Below are 19,712 nucleotides of genomic sequence, written 5' to 3'. Positions count from 1 at the left end.
TTGGTCCAACTTTTTTCATGAGGAGTTTTTGACCATGATTAAACGACAAAAAGATCGCAAATTTGAATTAGTATCTAAATTTAAACCTGCTGGAGACCAGGAGCAGGCTATTGATAAATTAACTGCCGGCTTTAAAAAAGGCTATAAAGAACAAATTTTGGAGGGTGCAACTGGTACTGGTAAGACTTTTACTATGGCCAATATTATTGCTAACTTGAATAAGCCCACTTTGGTAATTACGCATAATAAAACTTTAGTAGGTCAACTTTATGGCGAGTTTAAAAGTTTCTTTCCTCATAATGCAGTTGAGTATTTTGTTTCTTACTACGATTATTATCAGCCAGAAGCTTATGTTCCTCAATCCGATACTTATATCGAAAAGGATTCGGCTATCAATGATGAAATCGATCAGTTGCGACACGCCACTACTTCAGCTTTAATGGAGCGTAACGATGTTATTGTCGTAGCTTCTGTATCGTCAATTTATGGTTTAGGTGATCCTAAAGAATATGCCCGTAGCGTTTTGATGATTCATGAAGGTCAAGAATATGATCGTAATGTATTATTGCGTGATTTGGTAAACTTGCAATATGACCGCAACGATATCGATTTTCAACGGGGACGTTTCCGTGTTCGCGGCGATGTGGTAGAAATTTTCCCAGCTGGTAATTCGAATCATGCTTATCGTATCGAATTTTTCGGGGATGAAATAGATCGCATTGTTGAAATTGACTCTTTGACTGGAGAAGTAATTGGTGAAAGAGAAAGTATCTCTTTATTCCCAGCTACGCACTTTATGACTAATGATGAACAATTGCGGCGCGCGCTTAAAGAGATTTCTAAAGAAATGAAAATTCAGGTAAAGAAGTTTGAAGGCGAAGGCAAGCTACTTGAAGCCGAGAGAATTAAGCAACGTACTACATATGATATGGAAATGATGAGTGAAGTTGGCTATACCAACGGAATTGAAAATTATTCTCGTCACATGGAAGGGAGAAAAGCTGGAGAACCGCCTTATACTTTGCTAGATTTCTTCCCTGATGATTTCTTGATTTTAATTGATGAATCGCATGCGACTATGCCCGAAATTCGTGCGATGTATAATGGTGACCGCAATCGTAAGCAGACGTTGATTGATTATGGTTTCCGTTTACCATCAGCGCTTGATAACCGTCCACTTAAGTTATCTGAATTTGAAAAGCATGTTCATCAAATACTATATGTTTCTGCTACGCCAGGTGATTATGAATTAGAGCGAACTGATCATAAGGTTGAACAAATTATTCGGCCAACAGGCTTACTAGACCCGAAGATTGAAGTAAGGCCGATTGAAGGGCAGATCGATGATCTAGTTGGCGAAATTAATAAACGAATTGATCGCAATGAACGAGTCTTTGTTACTACTTTGACCAAAAAGATGGCAGAGGATTTGACAGATTACTTAAAGGATCTGGGAATCAAAGTGCAATATTTGCACTCTGACATTAAGACACTTGAGCGAATGAAAATCTTGCGTGATTTACGTTTAGGTAAATTTGATGTGTTAATCGGAATTAACTTGTTACGTGAAGGTATTGATGTGCCAGAAGTTTCACTGGTAGCTATCTTGGATGCAGATAAAGAAGGCTTTTTGCGTGCGTATCGTCCGCTAGTTCAAACAATGGGTCGTGCGGCTCGTAATGCAAATGGTGAAGTAATTATGTATGCCGATACGATTACTGATTCTATGAGAGCCGCAATCAATGCCACTAAGAGACGGCGTAAGATTCAAGAAGAGTTTAATAAAGAACATGGAATTACACCTAAGACAATTATCAAGCCTGTTCAAGATGTAATTTCTATTACGAAGCCATCAAGTGATGATAAAGATAAAAAGTCTGATAGTTTTGCCGATTTGAACTTCGATGAATTGACTGCTAGTCAAAAGAAGACGATGATTAAGAATTTGCAAGAGCAGATGAAGGAAGCCGCTAAAAAGTTGGACTTTGAAGAGGCAGCAAACTTACGGGATGCTATTATCGATTTACAAAAGTCATCTAGAAAACCAAAGACAAAAAAGGGGAAAGCTTTTAATGGTAAATGATAAGATCGTTATTCGTGGTGCACGAGAACATAATTTAAAGGATATTGATATAACTATTCCTAAAAACCAATTAGTAGTAGTTACTGGTCTATCAGGTTCTGGAAAGAGTTCTTTAGCTTTTGATACCTTGTATGCAGAGGGTAGAAGACGCTATGTACAATCACTTTCTAGTTACGCTAGACAATTCTTGGGCCAGATGGATAAACCAGATGTTGATTCAATCGATGGGTTGAATCCCGCTATTTCAATTGATCAAAAAACTACATCACATAATCCACGCTCAACTGTCGGAACAGTAACCGAAATCAATGATTATTTACGTCTTTTATGGGCTCGTGTAGGTCATCCAATTTGTCCGAATGATGGAACTTTGATTGAACGACAATCGGTTGATCAAATGGTAGACCGAATCATGTCTTTACCCGAAAGAACTAAAATCCAATTGTTAGCTCCCGTTGTTCGTGCTAAACGCGGTGAACACAAGGAAGTTTTTAAACGAGTACAACGTGCTGGATATGTTCGTGTTATTGTTGATGGTGAGATGCACGAAATTGGAGAAGAGTTTAATTTAGCTAAAAATAAGCGACATAATATTGATATTGTTGTGGATCGTTTAATCGTGAAAGATAGTATTAAATCTCGTTTGTTTGACTCAATTGAATCAGCTCTTCGTTTATCTGATGGCTACATGAATGTTGATGTTATTGGCGGGGGGATGCTTAACTTCTCTGAATATTATGCTTGCCCTAAGTGTGGTTTTACAGTAGGCGAAATGGAGCCAAGACTATTTTCATTTAATGCGCCATTTGGTGCTTGTCCTGATTGTGATGGATTAGGGATGAATTTAGCCGTTGATGAAGATTTGGTTGTACCTGATAAGACCAAAACTTTGGCAGAAGGTGCGTTAGCTCCATGGAAGACGTCTAATTATTACACTGAAATGTTAGAACAAGCTTGTGCAGCACTGGATATTCCAATGGACAAGCCTTTTAATAAATTAACTAAAAAGCAAAGAGAAACGATTCTTCACGGTTCAACTAAACCAGTGAAATTTCATGTTACAGGGGATTTTGGCGTTAATGACACAACCCAGCCTTTTGAAGGGGTAATGGATAATGTTGAAAGACGCTATAAACATCCAATGTCCAAATTTATGCGCGATGTGATGGGCAAGTATATGACAGAGCTGACTTGTTCAACTTGTCACGGTAAGCGATTAAATGAAAAAGCTTTGGCTGTAAAGGTAATGGACAAGGATATCGCTGAAGCTTCTGAACTTTCAATCAATAAATCCTTAGATTTCTTTAAGAGCGTCAAATTAAGTGAACAAGAAACTGTAATTGCTAAACCAATTTTGAAAGAAGTGTGTGATCGTCTTTCATTCTTAGACAGCGTTGGATTAGATTATTTGACCCTTTCTCGTTCTGCTAATACTTTATCTGGTGGGGAAGCTCAACGTATTCGTTTGGCTACCCAGATTGGTTCTAACTTATCAGGAGTTATGTATGTTTTAGATGAACCTTCAATTGGACTTCATCAACGTGATAATGATCGTTTGATTGCTTCACTTAAGAGAATGCGTGATTTAGGCAATTCTTTGATTGTGGTTGAACACGATGATGAGACTATGCGCCAAGCCGATTATCTGATTGATATGGGACCAGGCGCCGGCGTTTACGGCGGTAAGGTAATGTCTCAAGGTACACCAGAAGAAGTGGAGAAAAATCCTAAGTCTTTGACTGGTCAATATTTGTCGGGAAAAAAGTTTGTTCCTGTGCCATTAAAACGCCGCAAGGGTAATGGTAAGAAGATCACTATTACCGGTGCACAAGAAAACAATTTAAAGAATATTAACGTTGATTTTCCTTTAGGAAAATTTGTCGTAGTGAGTGGTGTTTCTGGTTCAGGTAAGTCAACTTTAGTTAATATGATTTTAAAGCGAGCATTAGCGCAAAAGTTAAATCATAATTCAACTAAGCCAGGTAAATATAAGTCAATTCGTGGCTATAAAAATATCGAAAAAATCATCGATATTGATCAAAGTCCTATTGGACGTACCCCACGTAGTAATCCGGCTACTTATACTAGCGTTTTCGATGATATTCGTACGCTTTTTGCTCAAACAAATGAAGCTAAAATGAGAGGTTATACTAAGGCTCGTTTTTCATTTAATGTTAAAGGCGGCCGCTGTGAAGCATGTCATGGTGACGGAATTATTAAGATCGAAATGAATTTCTTGCCAGATGTGTATGTCCCATGTGAAGTTTGTCATGGCAGTCGTTATAATTCAGAAACCTTGGAAGTAACTTATCGTGAAAAGAATATTGCTCAAGTGCTTGATATGACAATTAATGAAGCATGCAAGTTCTTTGAAAATATTCCTAAAATTGCACGTAAATTGCAGACTATTGTTGATGTAGGTTTAGGCTATGTTAAATTAGGTCAATCTGCTACAACTTTATCAGGTGGGGAAGCCCAGAGAATGAAGTTGGCTGCAGAATTGCAGAAATTATCAACTGGTAAGAATTTCTATATTTTGGATGAGCCAACGACAGGTCTGCATACCGATGATATTAAGCGTTTGCTTGAAGTTTTGCAGCGTTTAGTTGATGAAGGAAACACTGTTCTAGTAATTGAACATAATTTAGATGTGATTAAAAACGCTGACTGGATTATTGATTTAGGACCTGAAGGCGGTGAAGGTGGCGGTAACGTTGTTGCTACAGGAACGCCTGAAGAAATAGTGGAGGTGAAAGAAAGCTATACTGGTCAATATTTAAAGCCGGTTTTAAAGCGTGATACTAAGTTAACTAGGGATACGAAAAATAAAAAGTAATGCGTAAGTGTTTTTATCCTCGAATAAGTGTAAAATAGGCACCAAGGAGGACGAATAATGGACATTTTTTCAAGTTCTAGAGATAATCGTGGCTTCGATTGGGGCGCATTTATCGCTGGTGTATTAATGGTTGTTGTTGCTTTTTTGCTTCTTAGACATCCGGCCAAGGGATTGCATGCATTTGTATTAATCTTTGGTATTTTGTCAATTTTGCAAGGTTTAGTATGGCTTGCTGGTTATTCACGTTTTCGTGCTTTCTTTGCACGTAGTTGGGTAGCACTTATTTCAGGTATTTTAGATATCATTGTGGGTATTTTGTTCTTATGCTCATATGATATTGGTGGATTGACCATTGCATATTTATTTGCAATTTGGTTCTTTGTCGACTCAGCTGTCGGAATTGCCTTTTCATGGCACTTGCGTGACTTTTCAACAGGATACTTTATCTTTAACTTAGTTTTGAACATTCTAAGTTTAGTTATTGCTATTTTCTTGATCTTTAACCCACTTTTTGCAGCTTTGAGTTTAGTATGGTTAGTTGCATTTTGGTTGTTAGTATTTGGTATCAATGAAATAGTCGTTGCATTTATGCACCGTTAATAATTATGAAAAAGAGGCTGCGATGGTCTCTTTTTTTTGCACTATAATGGAACACCCGGTATGATATAATTTACAGAAGGAGGGCTAACAATGGCTGATGATAAGAAACAATTATTAATTGTTACAGGAATGAGTGGGGCAGGCAAAACTGTTGTGGCTCATGATTTAGAAGATATGGGTTACTTCGTAGTTGATAACTTGCCACCAACATTATTGGGAAGCTTTTGGGATTTAATTAATAATTCAAATGATTTCCATAAGGTAGCAGTAGTAATTGATTTACGTGTTAAAACTTTTTATACAGATTTATTAGATGAGGTAAATTCACTCGAAGATAATGGCACCGTTCAAGCTACTATTCTCTTTTTAGATGCTTCAGATGATGTGTTAGTAGCACGTTACAAGGAAACTAGACGGCTTCCACCACTAGCTAATAATGGTAAGGGACGTTTGTTAGATGGCATTCAAGAAGAACGTCGTATTTTGATGCCAATCAAAAATCGTTCAAATTACATCATTAATACGTCTAATTTATCTACTAAAGATTTAAAACAGAAGTTAATTAATACTTTCAGTGACCGTAAGCGTCAGCCATTTTCAATTGAAGTAATGTCATTCGGTTTTAAATATGGCATGCCAATTGATGCGGATATTGTAATGGATGTGCGTTTTCTGTCTAATCCATTCTATATTCCGGAGTTGCGTCCATTCACAGGATTAGATAAGCGTGTCTTTGATTATGTAATGAATAAAGAAGAGACACAGGTTTTCTATCAAAAATTATTGGATTTATTAGAAACCGCTATTCCTGGTTATATTAAAGAAGGAAAAGAAAAATTGACAATTGCAATTGGTTGTACTGGTGGTCAACATCGTAGTGTATCAATTGCACAACAACTTGCTCGTGACTTATCCAAAAAATATCCAGTTGATATAACTCACCGTGAGGTAAGTCGCTACATTAGAAAGTAGGTATATCGCGATGTCATATGGAGAAACGCGAATTGTGCGCGTAATTAAAGGCAGACGTCCGCGGGTGGTAGTTATCGGTGGTGGTACTGGGTTACCAGTTATTCTAAATGCATTGAAAGATCAAAATGCGGAAATTACTGCCATTGTTACGGTATCCGATGATGGTGGCTCATCTGGTTCTATCAGAAATTTTATTAACGTTGTTCCACCGGGTGATATTAGAAATGTGTTAGTTTCTTTAAGTGATTTGCCACAAGAAGAAAAAGACATTTTTCAATATCGGTTTGATTCATCTGATGCATTCTTCTCAGGCCACGCTATTGGTAACTTGATCATTGCAGCTTTGAATGAAATGCATGGGAATATTTTTGATGCTGTTCAATCTTTATCTAAAATGATGAAGGTCGACGGCCACGTCTTTCCAGCATCTAACGAACCTTTAACGTTAAACGCCGAGTTTATTGATGGTACCACGGAAGCCGGGGAAACGGAGATTACCTCAAAAGATAAAAGAATCAAACGTGTTTGGGTAACAGATACTAATTCGAATGCCACACCTAAAGCAGTTTTACCTGTTTTAGCTTCGATAATGCAGGCAGATGCAGTTGTCTTAGGTCCAGGTAGTTTATTTACTTCTATTTTACCTAATTTGATGATTTCTAATTTAGGTGAAGCGGTTCGAGAAACCCCGGCTGAAGTAGTTTATATTTGTAATATCATGACTCAACGTGGAGAAACTGATCACTTTAGCGATGCAGAGCACGTGGAGGTAATTAATCGTCACTTAGGTGGAAACTATATCAATACAGCTTTAGTTAACGGAGCTAAAATTGATATGAGTAAATTCCACCCAGAGGATTATGATGCATATCTTGAACCTGTTAAGAATGACTTTAATGGTTTGAGAGCGCAAAATTGTCGTGTTATTACCGATGATTTTATTGATCAACGACACGGGTTGGTCTTTCATGATGGAGAAAAAGTAGCAAAGGAAATAATGAATTTGGCATTTGAGGCAATGTCACGTAAAAGAATGAAGGAAAATAATGGCTAGTTATGCTAGTGAAGTCAAAAAGGAGCTAACTTCGCTTGAGGTGCATCCAGAGCATGCTAAAGCAGAGTTAGCTGCTTTTTTGCGAATGAATGGGGTTTTAAATCTTCATGATCATCAATTTAGTCTAGATATCACTACAGAAAATCCCGCTATTGCACGAAGAATTTTTAAACTGATTAAAGTTGCATATGGAATTGAACCATTATTGATTGTTTCTCGTAAGATGAAATTAAAAAAGAATAATCAGTATCTAGTTCGACTTAATCGTGACGTGCAAGAAATATTGGAAAACTTAAATATTTGGGATCCTGCTCGAGGATTAGTTACCAGAATTCCACAGAGAATTATGAAGTCACGGGAAGGTGCAATGTCTTATCTTAGAGGTGCTTTTTTAGCTGGCGGTAGCGTTAATAATCCTGAGACTAGTAGATATCATTTAGAAATTTATTCAACTTATGAAGATCATAATGAAGATTTAGCTAAGTTGATGAATGAGTATTTTTATTTGAATGCTAAGATGACGAAACGTCGTCGAGGTTACATTGTCTACCTTAAAGAAGCAGCTAAAATCGGAGATTTTTTGCATGTAGTTGGAGCATTAAATGCTATGCTAAATTTTGAAGATTTACGAATCATGCGAGACATGCGTAATTCGGTTAATCGCTTGGTTAATTGTGATACAGCTAATATGAAAAAGACGGCTTCCGCTTCTGCAAAACAGGTAGAAGATATTCAGTTGATTCAAAAAGAAAAAGGAATCGACAGCTTACCAGAAAAGTTACAGATTTTAGCACGTTTTAGATTAGCTCATCCAGAATTAACTTTAAAAGAAGTAGCGGATCAAATTCCGGATGGACCTATTTCAAAATCTGGTGTCAATCATCGATTCAAAAAGTTACATGAATTGGCTGAAAATTTGAGAGATTAAAAAAAGAGGATTCGCACACGCAAATCCTCTTTTGATTATAATTTATGATTACTTCTTCTTATTAACCATAATTTCATCGATTAAACCGTATTCCTTAGCTTCTTCAGCAGTTAAGTAATTATCACGTTCGGTATCCTTTTGAATCTTTTCCAAAGGTTGACCAGTAGTTTCGTGTAAGATTTCGTTAATCTTCTTGCGACTCTTTAAAATTTCGTTAGCTGCAATTTGAATATCAGTTTGTTGACCTTGTGCTCCACCTAAAGGTTGGTGAATAAGTACAGTAGAGTTAGGTAATGCGAAACGCTTACCCTTAGTACCACTAGTCAAAAGAATAGAAGCCATTGAAGCAGCCATACCAATTGCAATAGTTGATACATCTGATTTAATGAAATTCATAGTATCCATAATTGCAAGACCAGAAGTAATTACACCACCTGGTGAATTAATGTAAAGTGAAATATCCTTAGTGTTATCTTGTGCATCAAGGAAAAGCAATTGAGCAATAATTGAGTTAGCCATTTGGTCGTTAATTTCGCCACTCAACATAATAATTCTATCTTTTAATAAGCGTGAGTAAATGTCATAAGCACGTTCACCACGAGCAGTTTGTTCAATAACTGTAGGTACTAGCATATATTTGCCTCCTAAATTTATTTCGTATTAATTAGCACTCTTTTAAGTACTGTGCTAATTAAATCACTTCGTAATAAAAGTGTCAAATAAAGAGATTTACTTGTATTCAAATTGTATTTTTGAGAATATTGTTTATATATTATAATAACTATGTAAAATATTGTTGTAATATTGTAGGAGGACAAGCTTGAAATATACAAATAAGATTTTAACTGCAACATCAGCTGTTGCAGTTAGTGTTGGTTTATTAATGGGTTATTCAAATCCTGTTTTTGCCGCTAATTCTAAGTCAACTACTAAAACAGACAAAGCTAAAGATAGTTCAACTGCTAAAAAGGGGCCAGTTCAAACCAGTACTTCTTACGATTTGATGGTTAAAGTAGGTAGTAATAAACATTACAATGTTTATAAGAGCATTAAGAATGGTAAGCCTGTTAAGAAGTTAGCAGATGCCAGTGACTATCAATATGCTCATATTCAATCTGATCAACGAATTAAAACTCACAACGGTACCTACTGGCGCATTTATGTTAATGGCCGTAAAGTAGGATATGTTAACCAAAACTGGTTTACTAGAAACACTATTGCTGTTCCTAAGACTGTAAGTTTAGTAAGAAATAGTCATTCTGATTTTGCTCCAGAAGATGCAGTTAGTTATGTAACTAACTATATGGGAACCGTTATTCCTACCCAAGATATTACAATTTCTGAAGATGCAATTGATTGTTCTGAACCAGGTACTTACAAGGTTAAGTATAGTTATGGTAGTGCTAAAGCTACTGTAAAAGTTACTGTAAGAAAGAGTACTAAAGAAGGCGTTGCTGATGCAGATAGTGTTTCAGCACAACCATTTAGTGGTGACCTAAAATCTTGGAAGACTTACTATGGTAGTTCATCTAACTACGTAACTAAGACTGACTTTGCTCCGGATAAAGCAAAGCACAGTTACACTACTGATAATGGTAATATGACCTTTAAGACTCGTTTCTTCCAACCAGTTTTACTTAGTGTTGCTAGAGACATTAAAGACGACGATTACATTAACCGTGTAGGTCATATTCCAGAAGGTATTGCTATGTCAGACGGCTGGCTTTACACTAGTTTACTCAGCAGTACTAAAATTTCTAATGGTCACATCATTGCTTATAATTTAAACCATTTGACTAATGCTTTTAATGGTCAATACTTGCTTGATATGTCTCAAAAGAAGTTCAATTCTTACGTTAAAAATATTAAGGTAAGTCCATATATTCCAATTGGTCACGGTCAAGCTATGGGCGCAACTGATAAGTATATTTATGTAGTTAACTATGATAATAAGACATCATATAAGAGCAATAGATCAGAAGAATTGCTTCAAATCCGTAAGAGTGATATGCGCATTAATAAGATTTGGACATTCAAATGCTGGAATGGTAGCGACTCAGAAGGCCGTTACTTCCACGATGGTGTTATTGTAAGTGATCACAAGATGTACACAACTCTTTACAACAAGCAAAAGAACCAAACTGAATACTGGGAATTCAACCGTAAAGGTGATAACTGGTACCCAACTATGGTAGGTGCAACTAAGACTGGTATTGTTTCAAATACTTATACTCAAGGTTTCACATACGATGCTAAGAATGACAACTTCTATCTTGCATTTAACGATGTAATTGCTAAAATTGCTCGTAATGGTGAAGTCAAGGATACTTATCAATTCCACACTGGTCGTGAAATTGAAGGTATCGCTGTTTCAAACAACAGACTTTACATGAATTTAGCTCAACGTGCTGAATTACTTGAAAGTACAGACAAGTTGACCAAATAATTTATTTCATAAAAAAAGGCAGTGAACGTTTAGGTTCATTGCCTTTTTTGTATATCTATTTCTCAGCGTCTAAATATTTTTGTAGGACCCTGAAGACACCATTTTCAGTATTGGCAGGTGCGATATATTTAGCATGTTCTTTAACACTTGGCATCCCGTTAGCCATAGCATAAGAGTATTTTGCAAAATCAAGCATAGCAATATCGTTGCCGCCATCACCAAATGCGATTAGATCATCACCAGTTAAGTTTAATTTGGCTAATAAATGCTTTAAACCGGCGCCTTTATTGATACCATAAACATTAGTATCAATAGCAGTATTAGCAGATCCAAATGCAGAAATTTTTTGTTCATGCTTTTCATTGAATTCTTTTTCAATTTCTGGCGCCTTAGAATTGTCTAAACTAAAAGTGATTTGCAAGATATCCTTGTTGGGTAAATCTGACCAATGATCAACAACTGCACTTTTGCCAGCGAAGTATGCTAAGAAGTCACGCTCAGTTTTAGGAATAGCTTTGTGGAAGTAGGCTACATCGGTTTCAAAGACCATAGGAGCTACTTTACCATATTTGTCACTGACTTCTTTAAGTAGACTAAGAGCAGTTTCACGTTTTAGCAGATAAGAAGCAACTGTTTCACCGTTAACAACTAGCATAGAACCATTGAGAGAAACAAAATCCATGCGTTCAGCAAAATCACCGAAGTCTTGCTTTAATCTAGTGTATGGCCGACCAGAAGCTACGATAAAATGAACGTTTCTTTTTTCTAATTCCGTAAGTATTTGATCAAATTGTTCATGATTAAATTGCTTACGATCATCTAAGAATGTCCCATCCATGTCAACTGCAACAGCTTTAAAAGGTAATGTCATGTTTTTCCACCTCATTTTTAATCTAAATGAAATTAAAAAATAAAAAAAGACCGCTGTCAACGGTCTTTTTTTGTTATATCTATATCTAATTGGCCTTTGCTTCTTGATATTTTTTAATACCAGGAAGAATCAATCCCAATGCGATTAAGATGATTGGTGTTAAGATATTGAGCATTAATGTAAATGGATCTGGTGAATAAATACCAAAAATACAACATGCTGCAGTAACTAAGAAACACCAAATACCTGCGGTATAAGCTAATCCCTGAGATTTAGTCATTTGATAAGTGGTTTCAAATGATTTTTGATGCTTTCTTAAAGCAATATAAGCTGCAAATACCCAAAGGTAACGAAGTGGCATGGTAGTTGAGTTTAACTTAACTAATTGAGCCATTACAGCTTGTGCGTTAGGAACAAATGCTTGGATAGCAATTAAACCACCTGATAAAACAACGATCATCCAAATACCATTGATATAAGCACCATGCTTGTTAAGCTTGAATAAACCTTTAGGAATAAATTCTTTTGCTTCTTTACTTCCCAAAAGCATTCTAAGCGGTGCGTCAATACTAATTACTAAGGTGGAGAATTGACCAATTACATTACACCATGAGTAGATGTACATGAATAATCCACCAACATGGTAGTATTCGCCTAGTTTTTGGAAGGCCATGTAGGCACCATTTGAAATATATTCATTCAAATTAGCATTAACGACCTTCGGATCAAACATCAATGCCATGGCAAAGGTACCTAAAATTGCTGATACCATAACCATGATTGCTAATGCCATCATTGCCTTAGGGAAATTCTTGGAAGGATCTTTTACCTTATTAACATAAGGCGAAATCTTTTCACAGCCACCAACGGCAAATACTAAGATTGAAAGAGAAGTAAAGTATTTAACGTTGAAAGTTGGCATTAAATTCTTCCAATTAAGATCAATGTGGTAAAATCCTGCTCCTGGGTTAATAGCCGGAGCGGCAAACATCATGATGATAAACAAAATTGACATGATGAACATTGAAGAACCTGCGATAGTTGCTAAGCCCTTTAATACAGGAATACCACGACTTGCTACCCAGCAGAAGAATAAAAATACAACTAATGTTGCAAATTGTGTCCAAGCAGTAGGTAATCCGTCGTACCATCTGGTGTTACCAAAGATGCCCCAAGCCATAGCTCTTAAGCCACCGGTACCTTTACTAGAAATATATACGACGTGGCAAGCCCAATAAGTCCAACCTGCATAATATGCCCATTTTGCACCCATTGTGGCATTTACCCAAGATGATACCCCACCTTCGGCATTTTTGAATGTAGCACCTAGTTCACCAACCATCAGTGCATAGGGAACAAAGTAGAGAAGGAACATGACTACCCAACTGAAGATGACCTTTGTTCCATCAAAGTAGACGTACCCATTAACAACGTTACCAAATCCCCAAACAGTGGAGAACGCCATCATTGCCAGAGTAGTCCACATCATCTTTTTGGGATTGTTTTGTGATTCGACCATAAAAACACTCCTAATATAAATTGTGAGTCTTTTCATTATATAACAATGCCATTAGTATGTTCTTATATTAATTTTTTCTAATAATATAAGAACATTTTTGATGAATTGGTGCTAAGATATGAGTATATGCTGTTTTTTTAAGGAGGAAGAATGAATGAGAAACAATAAAAAGCTAATTTTAGCTGGTTTATTGCTTGCTGGAAGTTTATTAACTATTAATGGTCAAGCAAACACTGTTCAAGCTAAAAGCTACGGCAAGGCTGTTACTAAAATTGCAGGTAATGGTAATTATGCAATTTATCACAATGTTTCAAGCAAGGGACCAAGCGGCAAGTTTACTTCAACTAAGTATTTTAAACATGGTCAAATTCAATCAAAGGAATCTAAATCAACCAGAAAAGGTACTTTCTGGTTGATTATTGTTGATGGTCGCAATGTTGGTTGGGTAAGTGAAAAATTCTTTGCACGTAACCAAATCTCTGTTGCTAATGAGGTAAGCTTAGTTAAAAATAGTGATTACAGCTTCCCTACTAGAGATGCGATTAACTACGCTACAGATGCACATGGTACTGCAATTAATCCTAATAAGGTTCATGTTTCTAGAAAGTATATAAGTACTAATCCAGACAAAGTAACCTATAGTTATGGTAAAGCAAAGGCAGAAGTTAATATTGACGTTCATGATGGTGATATGGCTTCTCCAAGTGTTACTCCGAAGAAGGGCTTTAAGACTACTTCTACTTGGAATGGTGGCTCAAAGGGCTCATCTAGAAACTGGAATCGTGCACATGGATACCGTTCAGAAACTACTAGCAACACCATTAAGAGCAATGGCTTAACTCTTGGAACTCGTTTGTTCCAACCTAGATTTTTGAGTTTAGGTTATGGTCAAGCTGGGGATGCAATGGGCCAAGTTGGTGTAATTCCTGAAGGTATGACAGTTAACGGCGGTATTTTCACTACTTCATTATTTACAAGCAGCAATAGTCAATATGGACACTTAGTTTCATATAACTTGAATGCATTAAAGAGCAAGTATGCTGCACAAAATCTTACTACTATGAAGTGGAGCACTTTTAAGTCATACGCTAAAAACATTAAAGTAAGTCCATATATTAAATTGGGTCACGGTCAATCATTAGGTTCTTCATCAAGTTACATCTACGTATTGGCTAATGACAATAAATACAATAATGGTCCTGCTTCAGAAGAAATCTTACAAATTCGCAAGAGCGATATGAAGATTAACAAGATTTGGACATTTAGAATTTCAGACAATCGTTACATTCACAACGCTACTTTTGTAGGCGACGATACTATGTACGCTTTATTCCACAATGGTGGTCATAACTGCTATGAATACTGGAAGTTAACTAGAGATGGTGATACTTGGAATGCTACTGAAGTTGGCGCAACTGAAGGTAGATTTATTTCTAATTCACCAGTTCAAGGCTTTGCTTATGGCGACGGTCACTTCTTCATTGGCTTTAATGACAACATCTTTAAGGTAAGTGAAAATGGCTCTGCACAAAAGCATTACCGTTTCAACACTAAACGTGAAATTGAAGGTATGTCAGCAACTGGTTCAAGATTGTATGTACAATTTGCACAACGTGCTGAATTGACTTCAGGTAAGTTTTAATAGTAAATGAAAAAGCTAGAGCAATTGCTCTAGCCTTTTTTGTATGGGTCCCCTGGGAGTCGAACCCAGATTTTAAGAACCGGAATCTTACGTGCGATCCATTACACTAAGGACCCAAACTACGCAACTTCTAGTATAACAGAAAAAGAATATAAATAGAAATGATTTTGTGAGCCTTACAATTTTTTTAAAATAGCCGATCTTTTTCTTGAATTACGAAAAATACATTGTTATACTAACAGTGTCGATTGGGAAATGTATGAATTTGAAATAGTTGTACGTTTCTCTTATATTTTTAAGTATTCTGGGACAGAAATCGACACGGATGTGGTCACTAAGCGTCCCAGGGAAAGGAGGGAACGATGAATTCGGACTTTTCTTTGCTCGAAGCGCTCGTTCCCGACGTCTTAAAGATTCTTCGACAAAGGTATCTTGTCCTTGAGCAGATAGCACTGCATGCGCCGATTGGGCGTAGAAGTGTAGCTCAACATTTAGGGCTTTCAGAAAGAAACATTAGAACCGAAACTGAATATTTGAGTCAATTAGGTTTGATTGAAACTAAAAGTTTTGGAATGTTTTTAACTGAAAAGGGCGAGAAAACATTACAAGATGCGGGGCCATTGATTGACCGTCTCTTTAATGCGGGTGAAACAGAATTAGCACTGGCTAAGAAATTAGGGATTGAAAGAACCTTGATTGTACCAGGTAATGCTGATTTGCAAGATCGCGTTTATGAAGAGATGGGAGAAGAGTTAAGTTCAGCTTTAAATTTACTCTTGCCATTAGGTCATTCAATAGTTACAATTCTAGGTGGAGCGGCTTTAGCAAAATCTGCTAAGTATTTATCTCCTAGTTTAGGGAATAACCGCCAGTTAGAATTTGTTCCTGGTCGAGGAGCCTTGGGCGAAAATGTAGAAACGCAAAGTAATACAATCGTCCAAGAAATGGCAGCTAAAACTTCGGGTACGTATAAGACATTGTATTTACCTGAACAGGTTTCAGCTGCAGCGTATAAATCTTTGATACGTGAATCCTCGATTGCGGATGTTCTGCAAGATATTTCACAAAGCGATGCAGTGATCCATGGTATTGGGTTAGCCCAAGAAATGGCGCAGCGTAGAGGGTATAATTCAATTAGACTTTCGGAGCTTCGTGAAAAGAAGGCCGTCACCGAATGTTTCGGGTGTTTCTTCGATGAAAAAGGCAAGGTTGTCGACCGTATCACCCAGGTTGGATTACAGTTTGAGAACCTATATAAAATACCCCACATATTTGCTTTTGCATGTGGTGCAAGAAAAGCCAAAGCAATAAAAGCATATATGCCCAATGCACCTCATCAAACCTGGTTAATTACTGATGAGGGTGCCTCAAATATGATTTTAAAGGGGAAATAAAATCCCGTTTAAAATAAATTGTTGTTTATAGTTCTTAAAGGAGGACTTTTAGGTTATGACAGTTAAAATTGGTATTAACGGTTTCGGCCGTATCGGTCGTTTAGCATTCCGTCGTATTATGGACTTAGGCGAAAAGAGTAAGGACATCGAAGTTGTTGCTATCAACGACTTGACTACTCCATCAATGCTTGCTTACTTACTTAAGTACGACACTACTCATGGTACTTTCAACCACGAAGTTTCATCAACTGAAGATGCTATCGTAGTTGACGGTAAGAAGTACCACGTATACGCTGAACCACAAGCACAAAACATTCCTTGGGTTAAGAACGATGGTGTTGACTTTGTTCTTGAATGTACTGGTTTCTACACTAGCAAGGCTAAGTCACAAGCTCACCTTGACGCAGGTGCTAAGCGTGTATTGATCTCAGCTCCAGCTGGTAACGACTTGAAGACTATCGTTTACTCAGTAAACGAAAACACTTTGACTGCTGACGACAAGATTGTTTCAGCTGCTTCATGTACTACTAACTCACTTGCACCAATGGCTAACGCTTTGGACAAGGAATTCGGTATCGAAGTTGCTACTATGACTACTATCCACGCATACACTGGTACTCAAATGACTTTGGATGGTCCTGCTCGTAGTGGTAAGGAACAAGACGCTCGTGCTGCTGCTGAAAACATCATTCCTCATACTACTGGTTCAGCTAAGGCTATCGGTTTGGTATTGCCTAACTTGAACGGTAAGATGAACGGTCACGCACAACGTGTTCCAGTTCCAGATGGTTCAGAAACTGAATTAGTATCAATCTTGAGCAAGAAGGTTACTGCTGACGAAGTTAACGAAGCTATGAAGAAGTACGAAAGCCCATCATTTGCTTACAATGGTGACCACATTGTTTCAAGCGATGTTTTGAACATGACTGCTGGTTCAATCTTTGACCCAACTCAAACTATGGTAACTACTGCAGGTGACAAGCAATTAGTTAAGACTGTTGCTTGGTACGACAACGAATACTCATTCACTTGCCAAATGGTTCGTACTTTATTACACTTTGCTACTCTTTAATCATTAATTTAAATTAACTGATTATAGTTAAGTGGTAATTGAGAAGGCGGAGGGAGATTCTTCCTTCCGCCTTTTTTTGAAGGAAAAATATCAAAATAATCGGAGGATTATAATGGCTAAATTAATCGTTGACGATCTTGATGTTAAAGGCAAAAAGGTTTTAGTACGTGTAGACTTCAATGTTCCAATTAAGGACGGCGTTATCGGTGATGACAACCGTATCGTTGCTGCACTTCCAACTATCAAGTACATCATTGAACATGGTGGTAAGGCTATTTTGCTTAGTCACTTGGGCCGTATTAAGTCAGATGCTGACAAGAAGGAATTATCATTAAAGCCAGTTGCTGAACGTTTAAGTGAACTTCTTAAGAAGCCTGTAACTTTTGTACCATCAAACGAAGGTAAAGAAGTTGAAGATGCTATCAACAACATGAAAGATGGCGACGTTGTTGTTCTTGAAAACACTAGATTCCAAGATATCGACAATGACTTTGGTAAGCGTGAATCAGGTAACGATCCTAAGCTTGGCGAATACTGGGCAAGCCTTGGTGACATGTTTGTAAACGACGCATTTGGTACTGCTCACAGAAGTCACGCATCAAACGTTGGTATCGCTACTGCAATGAAGGAAAACGGCAAACCTGCAGCTGCTGGTTACTTACTTGAAAAGGAAATCAAGTACTTAGGTGACGCTGTTGATAACCCTGTACACCCATTCGTAACTATCTTGGGTGGTGCTAAGGTTTCAGACAAGATTGGTGTTATTAACAACTTGATTCCTAAGTCAGACCACATCTTAATCGGTGGTGGTATGGCTTACACCTTCTTAGCAGCTCAAGGTCACAAGATCGGTAAATCATTATTTGAAGCTGATAAGGTAGACCTTGCTAAGGAATTGCTTGAAAAGGCTGGCGACAAGATCGTTCTTCCAGTTGACAACGTAGCTGCAACTGAATTCTCAAACGATGCTTCACGTGAAGTTGTTGGTGATGACATTCCTGACAACATGATGGGTCTTGACATTGGTCCTAAGACTATTGCTAAGTTCAAGGACATCTTAAAGGATGCTAAGACTGTTGTTTGGAACGGACCAATGGGTGCTTTCGAAATGCCTAACTTCGCAGAAGGTACTTTGGAAGTTGGTCGTGCATTAGCAGACCTTACTGACGCAACCACTATTATCGGTGGTGGTGACTCAACTGCTGCTGCTAAGCAATTGGGTATTGCACCTAAGATCAGCCACATTTCAACCGGTGGTGGTGCTTCACTTAACTACCTTGAAGGTAAAGTATTGCCAGGTATCGCTTGCGTACAAGACAAGTAATTTAAGTTAAGGAGATAATAGACTAATGAGCCGTACACCAATTATTGCTGGTAACTGGAAGTTACACATGAATCCAGAACAAACTACTGAATTCGTCGACGCTGTTAAGGACAAGTTGCCAGATCCAAGTAAGGTAGAATCACTTATTTGTGCACCTGCAGTTGACCTTGATGCTTTAAGAAAAGCAGCTAAAGGTTCAAACTTACACATCGGTGCTGAAAACTGTTACTTTGAAGACGAAGGTGCTTACACCGGTGAAACTTCACCTAAGGTTTTGAAAGAAATGGGTATGGACTACGTAATTATTGGTCACTCAGAACGTCGTGGTTACTTCCACGAAACTGATGAAGACATTAACAAGAAGGCTAAGGCAATCTTTGCTAATGGCTTGAAGCCAATCATTTGCTGTGGTGAATCACTTGAAACCCGTGAAGCAAACAAGCAAGAAGACTGGGTTGTTGGTCAAATTAAGGCTGCTTTAGATGGTCTTACTGCTGAACAAGTTTCAAACCTTGTTATTGCTTACGAACCAATCTGGGCTATTGGTACTGGTAAGACTGCTTCATCAGACCAAGCTGAAGAAATGTGCAAGACTATCCGTGAAACTGTTAAGGACTTGTACAACGAAGAGACTGCAGAAAACGTTCGTATTCAATACGGTGGTTCTGTAAAGCCAGCTAACGTTAAGGAATTAATGTCAAAGCCTGACATTGATGGTGGCTTAGTTGGTGGTGCTTCACTTAAGCCTGAATCATACTTAGAATTGGTAAACTACCAAGACTAATCTGATTATTAAAAAAGGAACTTCTTAATTAAGGAGTTCTTTTTTATTATGCATTTAATAACAGACAATAGAGCCTAAAACTTTTATTAAATACCCAAATGTAAGGGAATACATTAAGAAATAATAACATTTAGCCCCTTGTATTTTTTACCTAAAAAATTATAATAAGTAATGGAGGTTGAAATAT

15 protein-coding genes and 1 tRNA gene are annotated in these 19,712 nt (G+C 37.3%); 12 read left to right on the top strand and 4 right to left on the bottom strand.

Features of this window, described 5'->3' with window-relative positions; translation table 11 throughout:
* The first annotated feature begins 34 nt into the window (after positions 1–34).
* The 6 genes from uvrB to whiA all read left to right on the top strand — a co-directional run bounded on the left by uvrB (position 35) and on the right by whiA (position 8,473).
* Positions 35–2,083: an excinuclease ABC subunit UvrB gene (gene uvrB / locus FC37_RS04485; RefSeq protein WP_056945509.1), complete on the top strand. Its 2,049-nt coding sequence runs from the start codon at positions 35–37 to the stop codon at positions 2,081–2,083.
* Complete coding sequence (gene uvrA, locus FC37_RS04480; RefSeq protein WP_025005154.1) at positions 2,073–4,919, top strand: excinuclease ABC subunit UvrA; 2,847 nt, start codon at positions 2,073–2,075, stop codon at positions 4,917–4,919. The genes uvrB and uvrA overlap by 11 nt, the downstream gene beginning before the upstream one ends.
* Before the next feature lie 57 nt (positions 4,920–4,976).
* Positions 4,977–5,519 (top strand): HdeD family acid-resistance protein, encoded by a 543-nt coding sequence (locus FC37_RS04475; protein ID WP_025005153.1) that lies wholly within the window; start codon positions 4,977–4,979, stop codon positions 5,517–5,519.
* Positions 5,520–5,609: 90 nt separating this feature from the next.
* Positions 5,610–6,491, top strand: a complete 882-nt coding sequence (rapZ, locus tag FC37_RS04470) for an RNase adapter RapZ (RefSeq protein ID WP_025005152.1) — start codon at positions 5,610–5,612, stop codon at positions 6,489–6,491.
* A gap of 10 nt (positions 6,492–6,501) precedes the next feature.
* Entirely contained in the window at positions 6,502–7,545 is a 1,044-nt protein-coding gene (locus FC37_RS04465) for a gluconeogenesis factor YvcK family protein (RefSeq protein WP_025005151.1), read from the top strand.
* A complete protein-coding gene (gene whiA, locus FC37_RS04460) occupies positions 7,538–8,473 on the top strand; it encodes a DNA-binding protein WhiA (protein ID WP_025005150.1) in 936 nt (311 codons plus the stop codon). The genes FC37_RS04465 and whiA overlap by 8 nt, the downstream gene beginning before the upstream one ends.
* 48 nt (positions 8,474–8,521) lie before the next feature.
* On the opposite strand, the gene clpP is transcribed toward whiA, so the two are convergent.
* Entirely contained in the window at positions 8,522–9,106 is a 585-nt protein-coding gene (clpP, locus tag FC37_RS04455) for an ATP-dependent Clp endopeptidase proteolytic subunit ClpP (RefSeq protein ID WP_005718663.1), read from the bottom strand.
* A gap of 187 nt (positions 9,107–9,293) precedes the next feature.
* Here clpP and FC37_RS04450 point away from each other — a divergent pair, with 187 nt between their 5' ends.
* Positions 9,294–10,919 carry an SH3-like domain-containing protein gene (locus FC37_RS04450; RefSeq protein WP_025005149.1) on the top strand — a complete coding sequence of 542 codons (1,626 nt, stop codon included), beginning with the start codon at positions 9,294–9,296 and terminating at the stop codon, positions 10,917–10,919.
* 55 nt (positions 10,920–10,974) lie between these two features.
* On the opposite strand, the gene FC37_RS04445 is transcribed toward FC37_RS04450, so the two are convergent.
* Together FC37_RS04445 and FC37_RS04440 are read right to left on the bottom strand one after the other, a co-directional pair.
* Positions 10,975–11,790: a Cof-type HAD-IIB family hydrolase gene (locus tag FC37_RS04445; RefSeq protein ID WP_056945508.1), complete on the bottom strand. Its 816-nt coding sequence runs from the start codon at positions 11,788–11,790 to the stop codon at positions 10,975–10,977.
* 85 nt (positions 11,791–11,875) lie between these two features.
* Complete coding sequence (locus FC37_RS04440) at positions 11,876–13,309, bottom strand: APC family permease (RefSeq protein WP_025005148.1); 1,434 nt, start codon at positions 13,307–13,309, stop codon at positions 11,876–11,878.
* Positions 13,310–13,463: 154 nt separating this feature from the next.
* Between FC37_RS04440 and FC37_RS04435 the strand changes: the two genes are divergently transcribed.
* Entirely contained in the window at positions 13,464–14,951 is a 1,488-nt protein-coding gene (locus FC37_RS04435; RefSeq protein ID WP_025005147.1) for an LBA0864 family S-layer associated protein, read from the top strand.
* A gap of 44 nt (positions 14,952–14,995) precedes the next feature.
* Here the strand turns inward: FC37_RS04435 and FC37_RS04430 are convergent.
* Positions 14,996–15,067 (bottom strand) — tRNA-Arg (locus tag FC37_RS04430).
* Between the two features lie 246 nt (positions 15,068–15,313).
* Between FC37_RS04430 and FC37_RS04425 the strand changes: the two genes are divergently transcribed.
* The 4 genes from FC37_RS04425 (at position 15,314) to tpiA (ending at position 19,525) form a co-directional block, all read left to right on the top strand.
* Positions 15,314–16,345 (top strand): sugar-binding transcriptional regulator, encoded by a 1,032-nt coding sequence (locus FC37_RS04425; protein WP_025005146.1) that lies wholly within the window; start codon positions 15,314–15,316, stop codon positions 16,343–16,345.
* A gap of 55 nt (positions 16,346–16,400) precedes the next feature.
* Positions 16,401–17,417: a type I glyceraldehyde-3-phosphate dehydrogenase gene (gap, locus tag FC37_RS04420; protein ID WP_025005145.1), complete on the top strand. Its 1,017-nt coding sequence runs from the start codon at positions 16,401–16,403 to the stop codon at positions 17,415–17,417.
* 112 nt (positions 17,418–17,529) lie between these two features.
* Positions 17,530–18,741, top strand: a complete 1,212-nt coding sequence (locus tag FC37_RS04415; protein ID WP_025005144.1) for a phosphoglycerate kinase — start codon at positions 17,530–17,532, stop codon at positions 18,739–18,741.
* A gap of 25 nt (positions 18,742–18,766) precedes the next feature.
* Positions 18,767–19,525: a triose-phosphate isomerase gene (gene tpiA, locus FC37_RS04410; RefSeq protein WP_023061659.1), complete on the top strand. Its 759-nt coding sequence runs from the start codon at positions 18,767–18,769 to the stop codon at positions 19,523–19,525.
* Positions 19,526–19,712: the final 187 nt, after the last annotated feature.

Source organism: Lactobacillus gallinarum DSM 10532 = JCM 2011, assembly GCF_001434975.1.
GTDB classification, from domain to species: domain Bacteria; phylum Bacillota; class Bacilli; order Lactobacillales; family Lactobacillaceae; genus Lactobacillus; species Lactobacillus gallinarum.
Note: the sequence above shows the minus strand (reverse complement) of the source record. Positions and strands in the feature narration are given on the sequence as shown.